The sequence below is a fragment of the Pseudoalteromonas sp. T1lg21 genome, assembly GCF_002964625.1.
Classification (GTDB): Bacteria; Pseudomonadota; Gammaproteobacteria; order Enterobacterales; family Alteromonadaceae; genus Pseudoalteromonas; species Pseudoalteromonas gelatinilytica.
In genome coordinates, this window is the sequence record NZ_PQBX01000041.1 from 118,315 (window position 1) to 135,573 (window position 17,259).

The window sequence follows — 17,259 nt, forward strand, 5'->3', positions numbered from 1 at the left end:
TAAAGCTGCCATTTTGTGCTGTTAATCGTTACGCAGTGCGGCCATAGGTTTTGCTTTAAGCAGTAAAACCAAAGGTCTAAAGCAAGCGAATAGCGCAATACATAAGGTAATACTCCAAGCGAGTAATTGCAGTCTTACATCAAGTATCAGCCAAGACATTAGCTGGCCTTGTAACATGTAAAAACCTATCATTACCACAGCGAGAGCAACCGCAAAGCCAATGAGCACAGGGATAATAGCTTCAACACTCATCAGCTTGAATAAGCGCGCTTTTTTCGCACCTAATGCCATACGAATACCAAACTCATAACGGCGCAGGCCAAGGTTGTAGCTCAGTACCCCAAAAATACCGATTGCTGCTAATAATAGAGTAAATAGCGCTAAGGTACTACACAGAACCACGGTCAGTCGGCTCATATACAGTAAATTGTCGTACTCTTGTTGCAGGTCATTAAACTGCCACATGGTTAGGTCGCTGTTCTTTTCTTTTAGCGTATTAAGTATTTGTTTATTTGTTAGCTTAACCCCATCAGAAGCTTTGATAGTAAACATGTAGCTATACGGTGTTGCTGGCCACCAAATATGACGACCAAACGACTCATCGTAGTATTTAGGGTGATTAAAATCTTCGGTTACACCCACCACTTCATACATCTTTTCTTCTAAGCCTTGGTAGCTCTTGCCGATGATATTTCGATAATCTTGGCCTGGTAATAAGTTCTCTGCAACGCTGACCGAGACAAGTATCTCGTTGGTTTCACCACGTATAGCTTGTTCGCTAAAGGTGCGGCCAGCGAGAATTTTGGTGTTAACTAACGCAAAGTAATCAGGCCCTACCCACTGACTAGGGAAGAAAATTGAGCTTTTACCGTTTACATCAGTCAGGGTGTTGGCATTTTGTCTTGCTGATACTGGGCTGTGACCCAGGGCAACATCATCAATGCCTTGGCTATCAAGCAAAAGCTGCTTGTATTGCAGCATATGTTCGTAGCGCTCCGCCAATGACATCTGATTATTTGGCTGGAACAGGTTGGCAAAATACAGATTTTCGGTATCACTGCCGAGTGGGCGGTTAATCGTGCCCATGGCTTTACTGACTACCATCACCGAAAAACTCACAAGCAGCGCGGCAACAAACATTTGTGAGCCAATTAAAATACGCACTGTACGGCCAGATACCTGCGAAACCCCGCCTTTTCCACTGTTCTGCATTTGCGTATTTAGGGTTTTGTAATTCACCAAACGCGCTGTAATTACAGAGAAAATATAAGCAAGAGCAATACACAGTATGATGGCAACAATGACCAACGTGCTATCAACTGCCAAGCTGTTAACCAGTGGTAATCGGCCTTCTGCCAATACTTTAAATAAACGTATGCCCCATACCGATAAAAACAGTGCAATGCTTACCGATAAGGTCATTAAAATTAGTGACTGTAAAAAGATACTTTTAAATAACGTGCTGCGTTTAGCACCTAACACCGCCTGCAAGGCGAGGGTTTTATGTTGAGCAAGAGCGCGCGAGAAGAATAAAGTGCTTACATTAAGTACTGCAATAATCAGTAGCCCTAATGCACCGGCTAACATCATTAAGCTTAAGTCATCGTTATTACCCAGCTCAACGTCGCGATACGGGGTTACTTCAGGTTTTACATCGGTGATCCCCCCGTTGTTTAGCCACTCTGATTTAACCGTATCAATTTGCTGTTTTAAATCGACTTTAACTTGATCTATGGTGACCCCAGGCTTTAAAACGGCAATCAGTTTTAGGTTTTTAAAAGTGTTTGTCCACGGGCTTTGCCAATCATCATTGTGAAAGAAACGGCGGTCAGCACTTGATGGAAACCACACTTCAACATCGCTTGCTTTAAACATGTAAGGAGGGCTGAATGAGTCATCAACAACACCGACGATACGGTGAACGTAATCGGTTTCACCCGCCATGACTGAAAGTGTTTTACCAATAATGTTCGGGTCGCTGTTGTAATGCTTGCGCCAGAAGTTAGCTGAGATAACAACGCGGTCATCAGGTGTTTCTAGCGTTTCTCCAAGGTCAAAACCTTGTCCCATTAAAAATGGCGTGTTTAATAAGTCAAAGTAGTTGCCGCCAACATACAGCACAGGTTCTTTAGGCTCACCATCAAGGTTTGCAAAGATTTGCTCACCCGCATTGATCATCATACTTTGTTCAAAGCTTTGATTATGCTTAAGCCAATGCACCATCGATTGATAGCTTTGAAAGCCGGTGGCATCGTAGTCATCATAAGTAAGTGATTGCTCAATCACCACCATGCGGCTTTCATCGTACACATTAAGGGGCTTTAAAAAGTAGCTGTTAACAAGGCTAAGCACCACAAATAAGGTGGCAAGAGTTAAAGCAAGCGTTGCGATAACCGCTGTCACAAAGCCCGGTGCATTCATTAATGATGCCCACGCTAAGCTCAGTTGGGCGCGTGTTTTGGTTAATTTCATTACATCACCTCGGCGCTTTCGAGTACTTTCTCAGCAGTGTCGCTGCTAGGTGCTTGGCGTGCTTCAGAGTAGGAAACAATTTCACCATCTAGCAATTTAAGTTGCGTCTTTGCACGTCCGGCATAACGTAAATCATGGGTTACCATACAAATCGTGGTGCCTTTTTTATTCAGCTCATCAAGCAAGTCCATGACGGCATCACCATTTTTTGAATCTAAGTTACCAGTTGGCTCATCCACCAATAAAATGCTTGGCTTGCCAGCCAGTGCGCGGGCAATAGCAATACGCTGTTGCTGACCACCGGATAATTGGTTTGGTTTATGCTGAGCACGGTGGCCCATCTCAACCTCATCAAGGGCTTGCTTTACAGCAAGCTCAATTTCGCGTGGGCTCATGGCTGGCTCTCGATAAGTGAGCGGAAGTGCCACGTTGTCAAAAACAGATAATTCATCAATTAGGTTAAACGACTGAAATATAAAACCAATATGAAGGTTTCTTAGTTCAGCTTGCTGATCCATATCGAGAGTTTTTGTATCGACTTCTTTAATGAAATAGTCGCCAGCAGTTGGGCTATCGAGTAAGCCTAATAATGACAGCAGCGTCGATTTACCACAGCCAGATGGGCCGCTAATACAGATATAGTCACCTTGGTTAATATTCAGGCTGATGTCTTTTAATGCATAGGTTTCAACATTTTGGCCGCGATAAACTTTGGCGATTTTGTTTAATGAGATAAGCGTGTTGGTTTTCATAAACTGTCCTGTTCGATTTTTATTGTTGCCAAATGCTGCCATTTAGAAAGGTCTGAAATGATCAGCTGTTCGCCCACGGTGGCACCGCTCAAAAGTTGAATTTGATTGTCACTGAGTGTACCAAATTCGATATTGGTTGGCGTTGCTAACTGGGTATTTGGATTAAGTTTAAACAGCGTGGCTTCGCTGTGAGCTTGTGCTTTTTGTGGCACGTTAATGGTTAACGCATCAGGAATAATGTTGCAAACTACATAGCCTTCAATGCTCAAATCTGGGCGGGCATTGGCAGGCAGTGTGCCTTGTAAATCAAGTTCGATGATAACTCGGCCATCGGTAACAATAGGGTCAATTCGGGTGACTTTGGCATCAACTTCACCGTGGTCTGCTTGGCTAAAAGTGTTAACTTTCGCTGCCATATTGAGTGCCACTTTTTCGGCATCAGCTTGCTTAACGCTTAGCTCTGCTTTGAGTGCTTTATTTGAGCCAACCACCGCAAGGCGGGTACCCGGCACGAGGTTTTGACCAAGTTCAACATTCAATTCTTGCAGCATGCCATCGATGCCTGCTGTTATTTGCAGCTGATCAAAAGCCTGTTGTTCAACCTGATAATTAAGCTCAAATTGGCTTAATAGTTCTTGCTGTATTTTGTTGCGTTGTAAGTGCATTTCTTTGAGCTGAGCGAGGCGTTGCTGCTCGATACTTACGCGCTCTGTAAGCTGTGCAACGTTTAGCATGCTTCGTTTGTAATCGAGGCTTGAAACAATTCCTTGCTCGATCAGTTTGCTTTCGGCATCGACTCTAAGCTCTGCGCTTTGCAGCTCACTTTTTAATATGGCGAGATTTGCTTGGCGCTCAAGTAGCTCACTTTGCTGATTAATTTTTTGCTCATTAACACTGGCTTTTTGGCGAGCAAGTTCTAGCCGAGCGACCGATAAACGCTGCGCTTGCTGTGGGTTGACGAGGCTTAAAATTACCGTGTCTTTTTTAACGATAGTGCCGGGGTATACATGGATAGCTTCGACCATTGCGGTGTCGGTATTGGTTAAATAACGTTGATACTTTGGCTTTAAACGGCCAAAGCCACGTATTTTCACCACAAAATCGGCTTGTTCTACGGTTGCAATTTGCAGTTGGCTTGCAGCAACCACGGTGGGTGTAGCCCATTGATACACCATTAAAGCGCCAAGAGCCGACACGCCAATGGCTGCAGCCATAAGCCATTTTTTAGCTTTTGATTGCTGAGGTTTGCGTTTTAGTGTGCTGTCTAAATCCATGATACTGATAAAATTAAATAATCATGGAATAGCTAAGGCGAGTTTTGTGCCAATTGTTAAGGCGTTGATTTTAATGGTTTTGTATTTGGTGGAGGAAATGGTTTTTCCCACTTCTGAGATTAATACAATCAAAAGTGGGATAACCAATAATGTGTTGTTTACTCCATCAGCTTTGCAAGCTTAGCTAGTTGCTTTTTAGCATGTGCGTTATCAGGTTTAAGCTTTAACACATGGTTATAATTGGCGGTTGCTTGCTTTAGATCACCGAGGTACCAGTATGCCTCTGCTAAGCTATCAAAAGTATTGTAACTATGTGGGTAAAGGTGCGTATTAAGTTTAAAAATCGCTAACGCTTCATTGAGTTTATTTTGGTTAATAAGCGAGTAACCCCATAAGTTAATATCGTTTTCAGTAAATTGAACTTGCTCATCTTTAGTTAATTGAGCGGCAGCTGTAATTGCATTTTCATAGCCTTGCACTTCAAGAACTTGCCATAAGGGTTTAATATTTTTCGCTAAACCAAAGCCATTTTCTTGTTTCATTTCAGGAATATAAAAGCTTGCTATTTCATCTACAAATTGCGATGGCATTGCGCCAATCAAGTTGGTTAAGATCACTATCGACATATTATCTTCTGGGTAAACAAAGATACCGGCTCTGTTACCACCTATTGCAGCTAATGCCGGGTGTTCTTCTCGTCCCATAACTGGCCAGCCAATACTGTAGCCATTTACGCGTTGATTAAAGCCTTGAGTATGACCATTTTTTAGTCGAGTCGGAGTCCACATTTGCTGAATACTTTGTGCACTAATAAGCTGATTAGTTTGTAATGCCACTAGCCAATTTGCTATCTCAGTTGCTGTTGAGGCCATGCCCGCGGCTGTTTGTAGCATTGGCGAGAAAATAGCTTCTCTTGAATTTATAAGCTCATTACCATGCTTTTCGTATCGTCTAGCTGAATGTTTGACAACGTTATTGAGATTACCAAAGCCCGCTTCAAGTGTTCTGTTCATTTCAGTTTGTTGTAATTGTTTTTTTGCTATGAATTGCTGAAATGGCATCCCAGATAACTTATTAATTAACTGACCGATAATGACGTAGTTTGTTTGGTTATATTTAAAACGGGTGCCGGTTTCGAATTCTAATGGTTTAGTTTGTACTTGTTGCCATGCATCATCAGGCCCTTGATCTGAGATTAGATTAGCAATTTCATCTTTTATGATGTCAGGTAAACCTGATGTATGGCTCATTAATTCTCTTGTTGTTATAGCATGCCACTGAGCTGGCAGTTCTGGTAGGTAAGTGCCAATAGGTGCATTAAGGTCTAACTTCTTTTGCTCAACAAGTTGCATCAGTGCGACACCAACGAAGGCTTTAGTTGCGGAATTAATCACAAATAAAGTGTCGGCATCAACGGCGATATTATCTTCTATATTTGCAACTCCGTAGCTGGCAACTTTCGTTATTTTATTATTTTGCACAACAGCGAGTTGTAGTCCTGGAATATGCCTTCTTTGCATTAACTCAACCAGGCATTGGTCGAGCTCATCTGCATGTGCAGAAAAGGTACTCAAAGTGGATAGAAGAGCAATCGTTGGAAGGATTAACTTTTTGCCAAGTTTTTTGCAAGCTGTGTACACGATGTTGTCCTTAGTGTTCATTTGAATCTATTATTTTTTACTTAGATTGTTTTTAATGATGAGCACTAAAGCGAGGAGTATGCCAAAGTTTAACTTTATGAATTTTAAGTCTTTTGTGATTTTCCGTGATGTAAGAATTCCCATTTATGGGAATTTCAATTTAAACCTGGGAGTGAATGCTTAAATTAGCTTTCTTCGATTTTGCCAACCTGTGAAAGTTGATTAAATAAAATGCCTGCTTGGGTGCGGTTATAGACATTGAGTTTACGTAAAATCGCTGACACATGTTGTTTGATTGTGGTTTCTTGAATCGACATTTCGAAGGCGATTTGTTTATTCAATAAGCCGTCGGCAATCATTGCAAGTACACGGTATTGCTGCGGAGTTAGTTTTTCAAGGTTACGAGCAAATTCGCTTTGTTCGTCGTTGATCACCACATCAGTTAAATCTACTTCAGGTGGTAACCAAGTGTCGCCATTGAGTACATGACTAATTGCTTCACTGATGACATCTAAAGAAGATGACTTCGGAATGTAGCCTGCAGCGCCAAGGCTCATAGCTTGTTTGATTATGGCTGGTGTCTCATTGGCAGAGACCATAATCACTAAGATATCAGGGTAGTGGTTACGCAGTTGCGAAAGGGCTTGTAGGCCATTTGCACCTGGGATGGTGAGGTCTAAAAATATCAGTTCAATCTCAGGGTGAGCGCTTAACAGTGTAAACAAACCATCAATGTCACTGGTTTCTTTAATATGTTCTTCTGGCACTGATGTCGCGGCAGCTTGACGCAGCGCACTTCTAAATAACGGGTGATCATCGGCGATTATGGTGTTCACAGCTAAAGACATTCCCTCGATTCTCCAATGCGTTATGTTATAAGTGATTTTGCCTTTTGAAACAAGGTTTGCCTGAGGGGAAGTTTCAGACAAACCTTTTCTCACACAAGGATTTAGATTCTATTTTAGAAACGGTAACCAACAGTGAAGGCTACAGTGCGAGGGTCGCCGTAGTAACCAATTAGCGTATTATCACCACCTAAACCTGGGGTGTATTTGCTGGTATCTGTTGGGTCTGTTGGATCAGGTGCCACGAACTGGTAACCACCAATCATGTACTCTTCGTCCGTTAAGTTTTTACCGTAAAGACCTGCAGTCCAGTGACCATCTGTGCTGTACCAAGTAATACCCATATTGAAGATACCGTAAGCATCTTGCGTTAGTAGACTATCTTCTTCGAATAGCGCGTAGTCACCACGGTAGTAGTAGTTACCATTGACAACAAAGTCACCCATTTCTGTGTACATGCGGTACGTTGCACCCAGATTAAAGGTTAAATCAGGTGTGTTTGATACACTAAAGCGATCTGATTTATCAAATTGCTCACCAGTCACTGGGTCGTAATCAATCACGTTATCAAAGCTACTATCGATGTAACCCACTGACGCATCAAAGCTGAGTGATTCTGATGCTACATAGTTTAGTTCAAGCTCGATACCATCTGATGTTGACTCACCAATGTTACCTAAGCGTTGGTTTAGATCTGCTGCGCTGTCGCCCGGTAATACTGAAATGTATTGACGGTCTTTATGGTCAAGGGTGAATAAAGTGACGTTTGCACGTAAGTTATTGTTCCACTCACTCTTCATACCGATTTCGAATGAATCAACGATTTCTGGTTTTGCAGCTGGCTCTGCAGTAGTTGCACGTGGGTTGAAAGTACCTGACTTAAAGCCTTGCGCATAACTTGCAAAGAACATGATGTCGTTTGAATACTGATATTCAACACCTGCACGTGGTGTGAAGCGTGACCATTCTTCTTCATCATCGAGTACCGTTGGTACAAGCTGACCTTCTGGGCGAGTGTAACCTGGCACCCAACCTGACTCAGGGTAAACAATGTCAAAGATTAGGCCGTTGTTAACCTGTGCTTCTTTTTTGTCTTTGGTGTAACGCGCGCCGAGTGTCATTGACCATTTATCGGTTAAATCAATTGAGCTTTGGATATACGCTGCTTTACTGTTTGAGTTACTACAGCCGCTTACTTCACGAGTTAGGCCTGGTGCACCTAGGCTTTGACCTAAGATACCTAGAATAGCCTCAAATTGACCGCAAGATTCACCATCATAGTAGTAAAGACCCGAAACCAGTTTGTAGTTATCGCCTTGATGATTTAGCTGTAATTCGTGAGTGGTTTGCTCATCATCGTAAATAGCAGGTACATCGAAAATTTGCAGTGACGTGTTATCAAAGTCGATATTGGTTGGTGAGTAGCTCTCACGGCTTGAACCGACATATTTAATGCTAGTGCTGTCAGTCATATCCCAGCGAGCAGTTAGGCTGTAACCTTCAAGTTCAACTTTGTTCCATGTTGGTAAGCTGGTGTATGAGTCATACACGCTGTCTGGAACAGGTGCATCAGTAAGAATACTTGGTAGTAAACGGTAACCACCTTTTGCGTTTGATTTGTCTTCTGTTTTATCCCACGCTAAGCGGAAGAAAAGGTCATCAGTCGGTGTGTATTCGAGAGTAACGCGTGCTGCGGTTACATCTTTGTTGTAGTTTTCGCGGTCTTGGTTATCAAGAGAAGACGTTAAAAACTCGCCAAAGCCATCACGGTTAAGCGTTGCAAAACCAAACCCAACGTAAAGTTTTTCGTCAACAATCGGTAATTGGCCAGTAATTTTTAAATCTTTTTGGTTATAGCTACCTACAGTGCCTTGTATATTTAACGTGGCATCACCGCTCATTTCTTTGGTGACGTATTTAATGGCACCACCGATGGTATTTTTACCGTAAAGCGTCCCTTGTGGGCCGCGTAATACTTCGATTTGTTGCACATCAAGCAGATCAAGCACGGCACCTTGTGGGCGAGCAAGATAAACATCATCAATATAGATACCGACACCCGGCTCATAGCCCCAAAGTGGATCTTGCTGACCTACACCACGAATAAACGCAGTAATTGTAGAGTTAGTACCACGACTTGCTTGCAAGGTGGTATTTGGCGAGAACTGTTGAACTTCGGTCATGACGACGATGCCATTTTCAGCCAACTCTTCAGCACCAATTGAAGTGACTGCGACTGGCACTTCTTGCAGGTTTTCAACAGTTTTACGTGCTGTTACCTGAATACGTTCAAGTTCACCTTTTTTTGCTGCAGGTTCGGCTTGTTCTGCCGCTTGAGCACTGACACCTGCCAAAGCAAGTGATACAGCCAGAGTAAGTGGCGCGACTTTTGGGTTAAGCTTTATCATGTTGTATTCCTTGTTATTGTTGTCATTAGTCTTATGGCCACTCACATTGATGTTGCCGAAGACTGAATAAGATTTGCCCGTGTCACCTGTCAGTTAATGTAGAAGATAGTTGCAGAAATTGAATTAGTACCATAGTGCTATACCCGCCACAGCCCTTTATTTATCAAGCAATTAAGCTATTTTTAAAGCAGATAGTACCTTAGTGTTATGTATTTTTTGAACGCTTAGGGTAAGACTGAAAGCATTATTCCGATGTCACCTCATCTGTGTAATAACAATAATTATAGGAATGTCTATGCTGAGCATGATAGGACTGTTAGGCGGTTTAATACTGCTGATCATTTTAACGCTGCGTGGGGTAAATTTATTTATCGCTGCGCCAATCTGTGCACTATTAGTTGCACTTAGTAGTGGCATGGCCATTTTCCCTGTATCGGCAGATACAAACTTTATTAACGCCTATATGGATGGCTTTGCAGGCTTCTTAAGTGCGTGGTTCTTTATGTTCTTACTGGGGTCGTTATTCGGTAAGTTTATGGAAGACACCGGTGCTGCTGACAGTGTTGCAAGCTACATTGTGGGTAAACTAGGTATGAAGCACGCCGTTCTTGCGGTTGTGATTGCCTGTGCAGTTTTAACCTACGGTGGCGTGAGCGTCTTTATCGTTGCGTTTTCTGTTTATCCAATGGCATTAAGTCTGTTTAAAGATGCAAACTTACCGCGCCGCTTTATTCCAGCAACGCTGGCATTTGGTTCGGTGACCTTTACCATGACTTCGGCAGGTTCGCCAGAAATTCAAAACTGGATCCCGGTTAAGCACCTTGGCACATCGCCTTATGCAGCATGGGAAGTGAGCTTAGTGGTCGCTATTTTCATGGCGACAGCAGGTTATTTTTGGCTAAACAAGATGATCAAAAAAGCCGTTGCTAACGGCGAAACGTTTGAAGCACGTGATGATGATCCTGTGATTATTGAGCGTCGACGTCCGCATCCAATCACGGGTGTGATCCCACTGATTGTGGTATTAGTTCTGTCATTTGCATTGCACGATATTTTACAGCAGACGGCTCTGATTGTTGCCTTGCTTGGTGGCGTATTGAGTATTGTGATTATTAACTTCAAGCATTTTCACGATATGGGTAACGCTATTAATGTTGGTACGACCGGCGCTTTAGTGGCAATCGGTAATACCGCTGCCGTGGTTGGTTTTGGCGCTGTGGCGAAAGTATCACCAGCATTTACCGCCGCTGTCGATGTGATGACCCATATGCCGGGTAATGAACTACTTGGTGCTGCGGTTGCGGTTAGTGTGATTGCCGGCTTAACAGGCTCTGCTTCTGGCGGGCAAGCCATTGCATTACCGCTTGTCGCACCGGGTTATTTAGACATGGGAGTAAACCCTGAACAACTGCACCGTGTAGTGGCAATTAGCTCTGGAGCCCTCGATACCTTGCCGCATAATGGTTATGTGGTCACAACAATACGCGCTATCTGTAAAGAAACGCATCAACGAGCGTATTGGTCAATGGCAGCGCTGACTGCGGTCATTCCGCTTATCGGTGTCGCATTGGCACTCGGACTCTTTATTTTCTTTTAAGGAACAGCAATGAAAACCAAATTAATAATTTTGCTATGGCTGGTTGTATTTAGTAGCACCGCGTTTGGCGCTGCAAACAAAGCCGACACCATGCTGGTGGAAAAGCAGCATTTTACGACAAAAGATTTTACCACCGTGTCTGGTGTGACGTTAGAGCAAGTGGATATTGGCTGGGAAAGCTACGGAAAACTAAACGCCAATAAAGATAACGTGATTTTAATCACTCATTACTTCTCTGGTACTTCTCATGCCGCAGGTAAATATAAAGCAGATGATGCCCTACCGGGTTATTGGGATGCGATTATCGGCCCAGGTAAAGCTATCGATACGAATAAATATTATGTGATTAGCTCAGATACCTTAGTGAATGCCAACTGGCATGATCCGAATGTCATCACCACAGGCCCTGCGTCAACTAATCCAAAAACAGGTAAACCTTATGGTTTGGATTTCCCTGTGGTTACGATTACTGACTTTGTGAATGTGCAAAAGCGTTTACTCGACAGCCTAGGTATCACAAAGTTACATGCTGTGATGGGCGCATCAATGGGGTCGTTTCAAGCACTTGAGTGGGCAACACGTTACCCAGATAAAGTTGAGCGCTTAATTCATGTGATTGGCGCTGCAACGATGGATGCATGGACAGTCGCTGCACTTGAAAAATGGGCGCTACCAATTCGTCTAGATAAAAACTGGCAGCAAGGTAATTACTACGGCAAAGAGCGCCCATTAGATGGTTTAGCGGCAACCATGCTTAATATTACGCAAGATGCGATGCATCCAATTATTTACAACGCGAGCTTCCCAGACTTTAACGTTTTGGATGAAGGTGCGTTAAAAGACATTCGCACCTTGCCTAAGTTAAACCAAGTACTCGCTCAGCGCGCAATGGCACGAGCGAAAACGCAAGATGCAAACCATGTACTTTATTTGGTCCGGGCATCACAATTATTTACCGCTGGTATGCAGAGCGATTTAACAACGGCACTTAAAAATGTCTCTGCCAAAACATTATTGCTACCTGCAACGAACGACTTACTGCTTCGTCCTGAAAACATGCGTACTGTGTTTGACACCATGAAAGCGGCAGGTAAAGACGTTGAGATTTCAGAAATTGAAGGGGGCTGGGGACACCTTGATGGTCTTTTCTCAATCGCCCCGAAAGCGCAGCTTATCAGTGAGTTTTTAGAGGAGTAACCCGATGAGCAAAACAGTTTTAATTACCGGTGCAGCCAGTGGTATTGGTCTCTATGTTGCCCAGCAACTGGCGATGCAAGGTCACACTATTATTGTGACTGATTTAAATCAGCAAGCAGCACAACAAGCGGCAGCAGGCATTGTTGAAGAAGGCGGCAGCGCTGAAGGGTATGCACTTAATGTGGCAGATAGTGATGCAATAGAGCAATTTTTTACTGAGCTTAATCAGCCAATTGATGTACTTATTAATAATGCGGGTATTCAGCACGTTGCGAAGCTTGAAGATTTTCCTGCTGATAAATGGCAATTCTTACAGCAAGTTATGCTCGTTGGCCCGGCGATGATGACCAAGGCGGTACTCCCTCGCATGCGTGAGCAAGATTTTGGTCGTATCATTAATATTGGTTCAATCCATGCCATGGTGGCATCTAAATATAAGTCGGCTTATATCGCTGCAAAACATGGCTTAATCGGCTTTGCTAAAACCATGGCACTTGAAACTGGCGATGCCAATATCACGATTAATACCGTGTGCCCGCGTATGTAAAAACGCCGCTTGTTGAGCAACAAATTGCCTCGCAAGCCAAAGAACATGGCATTTCTGAGCAACAAGTGATCGACACGATTATGCTAGCACCGATGCCGAAAAAAGCATTTATCGGCTTAGATGAGATCCTGCATACCGTTAGTTTTTTAATGGCCGATGCAGCACGCAATATTACCGCCCAAGCAATCGCCATTGATGGCGGTTGGACTGCACAATAGGAGGAGCCAATGGCAGGTTTTGATAAAGTAGTTACAAGTTATAGCGAAGCGATGGCTGGCCTTGAAGATGGCATGACAGTGATAGCCGGTGGTTTTGGTTTATGCGGTATTCCTGAAGGCTTAATTGCGCAAATTAAACGTCAAGGCACCCGAGATTTAACCGTGGTATCGAATAACTGTGGTGTGGATGGTTTTGGTTTAGGTGTGCTACTTGAAGATAAGCAAATCAGCAAGATGGTTGCCTCTTACGTTGGTGAAAACGCGCTATTTGAGCAGCAACTATTAAATGGTGAACTGGAAGTAGAGCTCACACCACAAGGCACCTTAGCTGAAAAAATGCGAGCTGGCGGCGCGGGCATTCCTGCATTTTATACCGCAACTGGCGTGGGTACTCCGGTGGCTGACGGTAAAGAAACCCGCAATATTAATGGTCGTGACTATTTATTGGAGCCAAGCATTACTGGCGACTTTGCGATAGTTAAAGCGTGGAAAGCAGATCGTTATGGTAACTGCATTTATCGTCATACGGCGATGAACTTTAACCCGATGGCAGCAACCGCTGGCAAAATTACGGTTCTTGAAGTTGAAGAAATTGTTGAGCCAGGGGAGCTAGAGCCAAGCCAAATTCACACGCCGGGTATCTATATTGACCGGGTGATTAAAGGTGAATTTGAAAAACGCATCGAGAAAGTTACCACTAAGCAAGAGAATCAATAAGGAGCACGCTGATGGCATTATCACGAGAACAAATCGCTAAACGCGTGGCGATGGAACTACAGGATGGTTACTACGTTAACTTAGGTATAGGTATCCCAACCTTGGTCGCTAATTATGTCCCTGATGGCATCGAAGTGATGCTGCAATCAGAAAATGGTTTACTTGGTATGGGGCCATACCCAAGTGCAGACCAAGTTGATGCTGATATGATCAACGCCGGTAAAGAAACGGTCACCGCAGCAAAAGGGGCGGCTATATTTAGCTCCGCAGAAAGCTTTGCCATGATCCGCGGTGGGCACGTTGACTTAACCGTGCTGGGTGCGTTTGAAGTGGACCAAAACGGCAACATTGCCAGTTGGATGATCCCGAAAAAGTTGGTTAAAGGCATGGGTGGTGCGATGGATTTAGTAGCCGGTGCTAAAAACATTATTTGTACTATGACCCATGCAAATAAGCATGGCGAATCAAAGCTGCTGACCGAATGTAGTTTGCCGTTAACAGGTGTTGGTTGTATCAATAAAGTGATCACCGATTTGGCTCTTTTAGAAATTAAAGACGGTGCATTTCATTTATTAGAGCGTGCCCCGGGTGTTTCGGTTGATGAGATTATTGCTAAGACGCAGGGCAAGCTGATTGTCTCTGGTGACATTCCTGAGATGACTTTTAGCTAGTTTTGCGACTTTTAAGCAGCTAATTTGCCTAGATTTTATACTAAACCCCAATAATGTGCTTTTTGCTCATGAGTTTTATGAACAAAAAGCCATTTATCACCATCAATGCAACTTACCCCCTAAACATTTCGTTAATCTATCGTTAACACTATGCTCCAAACCAGATCGCCGATTGCAGTAGGCCGATCAACGACAACAAATAATTATAATCTGGTGTGGAGTAATTCATGAAAGCAAGTAACACACAGCTCGCTTTAGCCGTTGCAGCGGCGCTAGCAAGTACCTCAGTATTCGCACAAAGCGACACTGAACAACTACAGCAACAACTCGATGCACTTCAAAAAGAAGTGGACTCATTAAAATCATCTAGCGGCTTTAACCTAGAATTTGGTGGTCGCGTGCAACTTGATTACAACTATTTCGACGGTGCTTACAATGCCGACAATGATGGCGCAGGAGGCAGCGACTTCTTCCCACGTCGTATCCGTACTTATGTTGAAAGTGAACATGGCAACTGGGATCACAAACTACTACTCGAATTTGCTGAAGGCACGGCTGAAATTGTGTTAGCGCGGGTACGTTATGCATTCGACAACGGCTTAAAAGTAAAAGCCGGTAAAATCCGTGAAGATATGTCGCTCAATGCGCTAACTAGTTCTAAACACATTAATACCATTGAGCGTAGCACCCTTGCTAACACCTTCTCGCCTTTCTTCCGCTGGGGTATCTCGGCTTATCAATACTTTAAAGACTCAGGCTTACGTTACGCGGTGGGTGTTTACAAAAACGATGCGTTTGGTGCTTCAGGCCATGACGAAAATGACAAACTAACATTGGCTGTAACAGGTCGCTTAACCTGGTCAAGTGCAGCGCCGGGTGATGTGATCCATTTAGGTGCTTGGCATTCTTATCGTGATATGGGCGGCAATGATTTAAGTGCTCGTTTTGCCCGTGGTGAAGTGCGTGAAACCAATGTTCGCTTAGTGGATTACGCAGTCGGTGGTGAAACTTCAGCGCTTGATAGCATGTCGCAAAGCGGTCTTGAATTTGCCTACCAAGTGAATGCATTCACTCTAGAGGCTGAATATGCTAGCCGTTACCTTGATACGGTAGATAGTAGCAATGAACTTGATGGTGAACGTTTTGATGGCTTTCATGTTTCGGCAAGTTATTTCTTAGGCGGTGAGCAGCGCCGTTATAAAGCAGGTTCAGCGTTATTTGTGCAACCAAAAGGGATTAAAGATGCATGGGAGCTTGTTGCCCGTGTGTCACAAATGAATGCCAGCAGCAAACAGCAAGGTACCGACGTAACCACTTATACATTAGGCACATCTTACTACCTAAGCAGCGATATCAAATTTATGGGCAACCTGATTTACAGCGATGTTGATGGTGCCGGTGCTTCTACGCTGATTGGTGATGAAGATTCAGGTATGGGCATCAGTGCTCGTATGCAGTACTTATTTTAGGAGTCGTGCATTATGACTATGTTTAAATCATTAAAAAGATCTGTTTTAGCAGCTTCATTATTAGTAGCCAGCCCACTGGCATTGGCAAACTTACACTTTTTGGTACCGGGTGGCCCAGGCGGCGGTTGGGATACCACAGCACGTGGTGTCGGCGAAGCAATGGTAAAAGCGGGCATTGAAGACAATGCATCGTTTCAGAATATGTCGGGTGGTGGCGGTGGCCGTGCAATTGCTTACTTGATTGAGTCGGGCACTAAAAAAGGCGATATGTTGATGGTTAACTCAACGCCTATCGTTCTGCGCGCATTATCAGGCAAAATTCCTTACAGCTATCGCGATTTAACGCCAGTTGCCAGCATGATTGCTGATTATGGTGCGTTTGTTGTGCGTAATGACTCGCCATTTAAAACATGGCAAGACGTTATTGATGCCATGAAAAAAGACCCAGGCTCTGTAAAAGTCGCGGGTGGTTCTGCGCGTGGCAGCATGGATCACTTAGTAGCAGCACAAGCAGTGAAAGCGGCGGGGCTTGATGGTCGTCGTTTACGTTACATTCCTTATGATGCCGGTGGTAAAGCGAAAGCAGGTTTACTGTCGGGTGAGGTCAACTTACTTTCAACAGGCTTAAGTGAAGCACTCGAAGTCGCGAATGGCGGTCAAGCGCGAATTTTAGCGGTGACTTCAGCAGAGACATTGCCAGATTACCCAGCAATTCCAACCTTAAAGTCGCTAGGTTACGACATGGAGTTCGTAAACTGGCGCGGCTTTTTTGCAACTCCAGATTTACCAGCAGACAAACTTGCCGAGTACACAGAAAAGCTACGAAAGCTGCAGCAAACCCCAGAGTGGGAAGCGGTTCGTGCCCGTAATGGTTGGCTAAATCTATTTCAAGAAAAAGAAGCGTTTATTAAATCGCTTGAGCAGCAAGAAGCGCAATTACGCGTTGTAATGAAAGAACTTGGTTTTATCCGAGGCTAAGGTTAGACGATGTTAAACCGTGAACTAATTGGACCAAGTTTATTCTTGGTCCTCTTTACCCTCTACGCCCTTGTGGCTTGGCAAATTCCACTTATGCCATTTGAAGAGTACGAAAGCGTTACTTCAGCAACCTTACCAAAAGTGTATGCGGTATTCGGTATTGTGGTGTGTGTACTCTCGATTGGTGCCAACTTATTAAAGCAAGCACCAGCAGAAAAAGCAGAGCTACTCAGTAAGGGCAACTTACTACGTACCTTTGCACTGTTGGTGTTGATGGTTGCTTATAGCGCCATGCTTGAACCGTTCGGCTTTTTAATTGCCACTAGTGCCTTTTTAATTGCTGGCTTTTTTATTATGGGTGAGCGCCGTAAGAAGGTGTTGTTGTTTGCCTCTGTACCTGTGGCCGTGGTTTTTTGGTTTTTAATGACACAAGTACTGGGCATTTACTTAGTACCTGGCAATCTGTGGAGTTAA

Annotated in this window: 13 protein-coding genes and 1 pseudogene; 8 read left to right on the forward strand and 6 right to left on the reverse strand. The window is 43.8% G+C overall.

The window, feature by feature from the left end:
• Positions 1–21: 21 nt before the first annotated feature.
• From C2M25_RS09740 to C2M25_RS09770, 6 genes are all read right to left on the reverse strand, one after another.
• The gene (locus C2M25_RS09740) at positions 22–2,472 is read right to left on the reverse strand and encodes an ABC transporter permease (RefSeq protein ID WP_105181013.1); all 2,451 of its coding nucleotides are present in this window, start codon (positions 2,470–2,472) and stop codon (positions 22–24) included.
• A complete protein-coding gene (locus tag C2M25_RS09745) occupies positions 2,472–3,224 on the reverse strand; it encodes an ABC transporter ATP-binding protein (RefSeq protein WP_105181014.1) in 753 nt (250 codons plus the stop codon). The genes C2M25_RS09740 and C2M25_RS09745 overlap by 1 nt, the downstream gene beginning before the upstream one ends.
• Positions 3,221–4,498, reverse strand: a complete 1,278-nt coding sequence (locus C2M25_RS09750; protein ID WP_105181015.1) for an HlyD family secretion protein — start codon at positions 4,496–4,498, stop codon at positions 3,221–3,223. The genes C2M25_RS09745 and C2M25_RS09750 overlap by 4 nt, the downstream gene beginning before the upstream one ends.
• Before the next feature lie 158 nt (positions 4,499–4,656).
• Positions 4,657–6,159, reverse strand: a complete 1,503-nt coding sequence (locus C2M25_RS09760; protein WP_105181017.1) for a serine hydrolase — start codon at positions 6,157–6,159, stop codon at positions 4,657–4,659.
• Between the two features lie 164 nt (positions 6,160–6,323).
• Positions 6,324–6,986 (reverse strand): response regulator transcription factor, encoded by a 663-nt coding sequence (locus C2M25_RS09765; protein WP_054562939.1) that lies wholly within the window; start codon positions 6,984–6,986, stop codon positions 6,324–6,326.
• Positions 6,987–7,099: 113 nt separating this feature from the next.
• On the reverse strand, positions 7,100–9,391 hold the full coding sequence (locus tag C2M25_RS09770; protein WP_063700951.1) for a TonB-dependent receptor: 2,292 nt from the start codon (positions 9,389–9,391) through the stop codon (positions 7,100–7,102).
• Positions 9,392–9,686: 295 nt separating this feature from the next.
• On the opposite strand from C2M25_RS09770, the gene C2M25_RS09775 reads away from it, so the two are divergent.
• From C2M25_RS09775 to C2M25_RS09810, 8 genes and pseudogenes are all read left to right on the forward strand, one after another.
• The gene (locus C2M25_RS09775) at positions 9,687–10,988 is read left to right on the forward strand and encodes a GntP family permease (RefSeq protein WP_105173894.1); all 1,302 of its coding nucleotides are present in this window, start codon (positions 9,687–9,689) and stop codon (positions 10,986–10,988) included.
• Positions 10,989–10,997: 9 nt separating this feature from the next.
• Entirely contained in the window at positions 10,998–12,185 is a 1,188-nt protein-coding gene (locus C2M25_RS09780) for an E22 family MetX-like putative esterase (RefSeq protein ID WP_105173895.1), read from the forward strand.
• A gap of 4 nt (positions 12,186–12,189) precedes the next feature.
• Positions 12,190–12,950: pseudogene (locus C2M25_RS09785) on the forward strand (3-hydroxybutyrate dehydrogenase).
• A 9-nt stretch (positions 12,951–12,959) separates the two neighbouring features.
• Complete coding sequence (locus tag C2M25_RS09790) at positions 12,960–13,667, forward strand: CoA transferase subunit A (RefSeq protein WP_063527828.1); 708 nt, start codon at positions 12,960–12,962, stop codon at positions 13,665–13,667.
• An 11-nt stretch (positions 13,668–13,678) separates the two neighbouring features.
• Positions 13,679–14,338, forward strand: a complete 660-nt coding sequence (locus C2M25_RS09795) for a 3-oxoacid CoA-transferase subunit B (RefSeq protein WP_063700958.1) — start codon at positions 13,679–13,681, stop codon at positions 14,336–14,338.
• 227 nt (positions 14,339–14,565) lie between these two features.
• Positions 14,566–15,807: an OprO/OprP family phosphate-selective porin gene (locus C2M25_RS09800; protein WP_105181018.1), complete on the forward strand. Its 1,242-nt coding sequence runs from the start codon at positions 14,566–14,568 to the stop codon at positions 15,805–15,807.
• A gap of 12 nt (positions 15,808–15,819) precedes the next feature.
• Positions 15,820–16,785: a Bug family tripartite tricarboxylate transporter substrate binding protein gene (locus C2M25_RS09805; RefSeq protein WP_370625277.1), complete on the forward strand. Its 966-nt coding sequence runs from the start codon at positions 15,820–15,822 to the stop codon at positions 16,783–16,785.
• A gap of 9 nt (positions 16,786–16,794) precedes the next feature.
• A complete protein-coding gene (locus C2M25_RS09810; RefSeq protein ID WP_063700962.1) occupies positions 16,795–17,259 on the forward strand; it encodes a tripartite tricarboxylate transporter TctB family protein in 465 nt (154 codons plus the stop codon).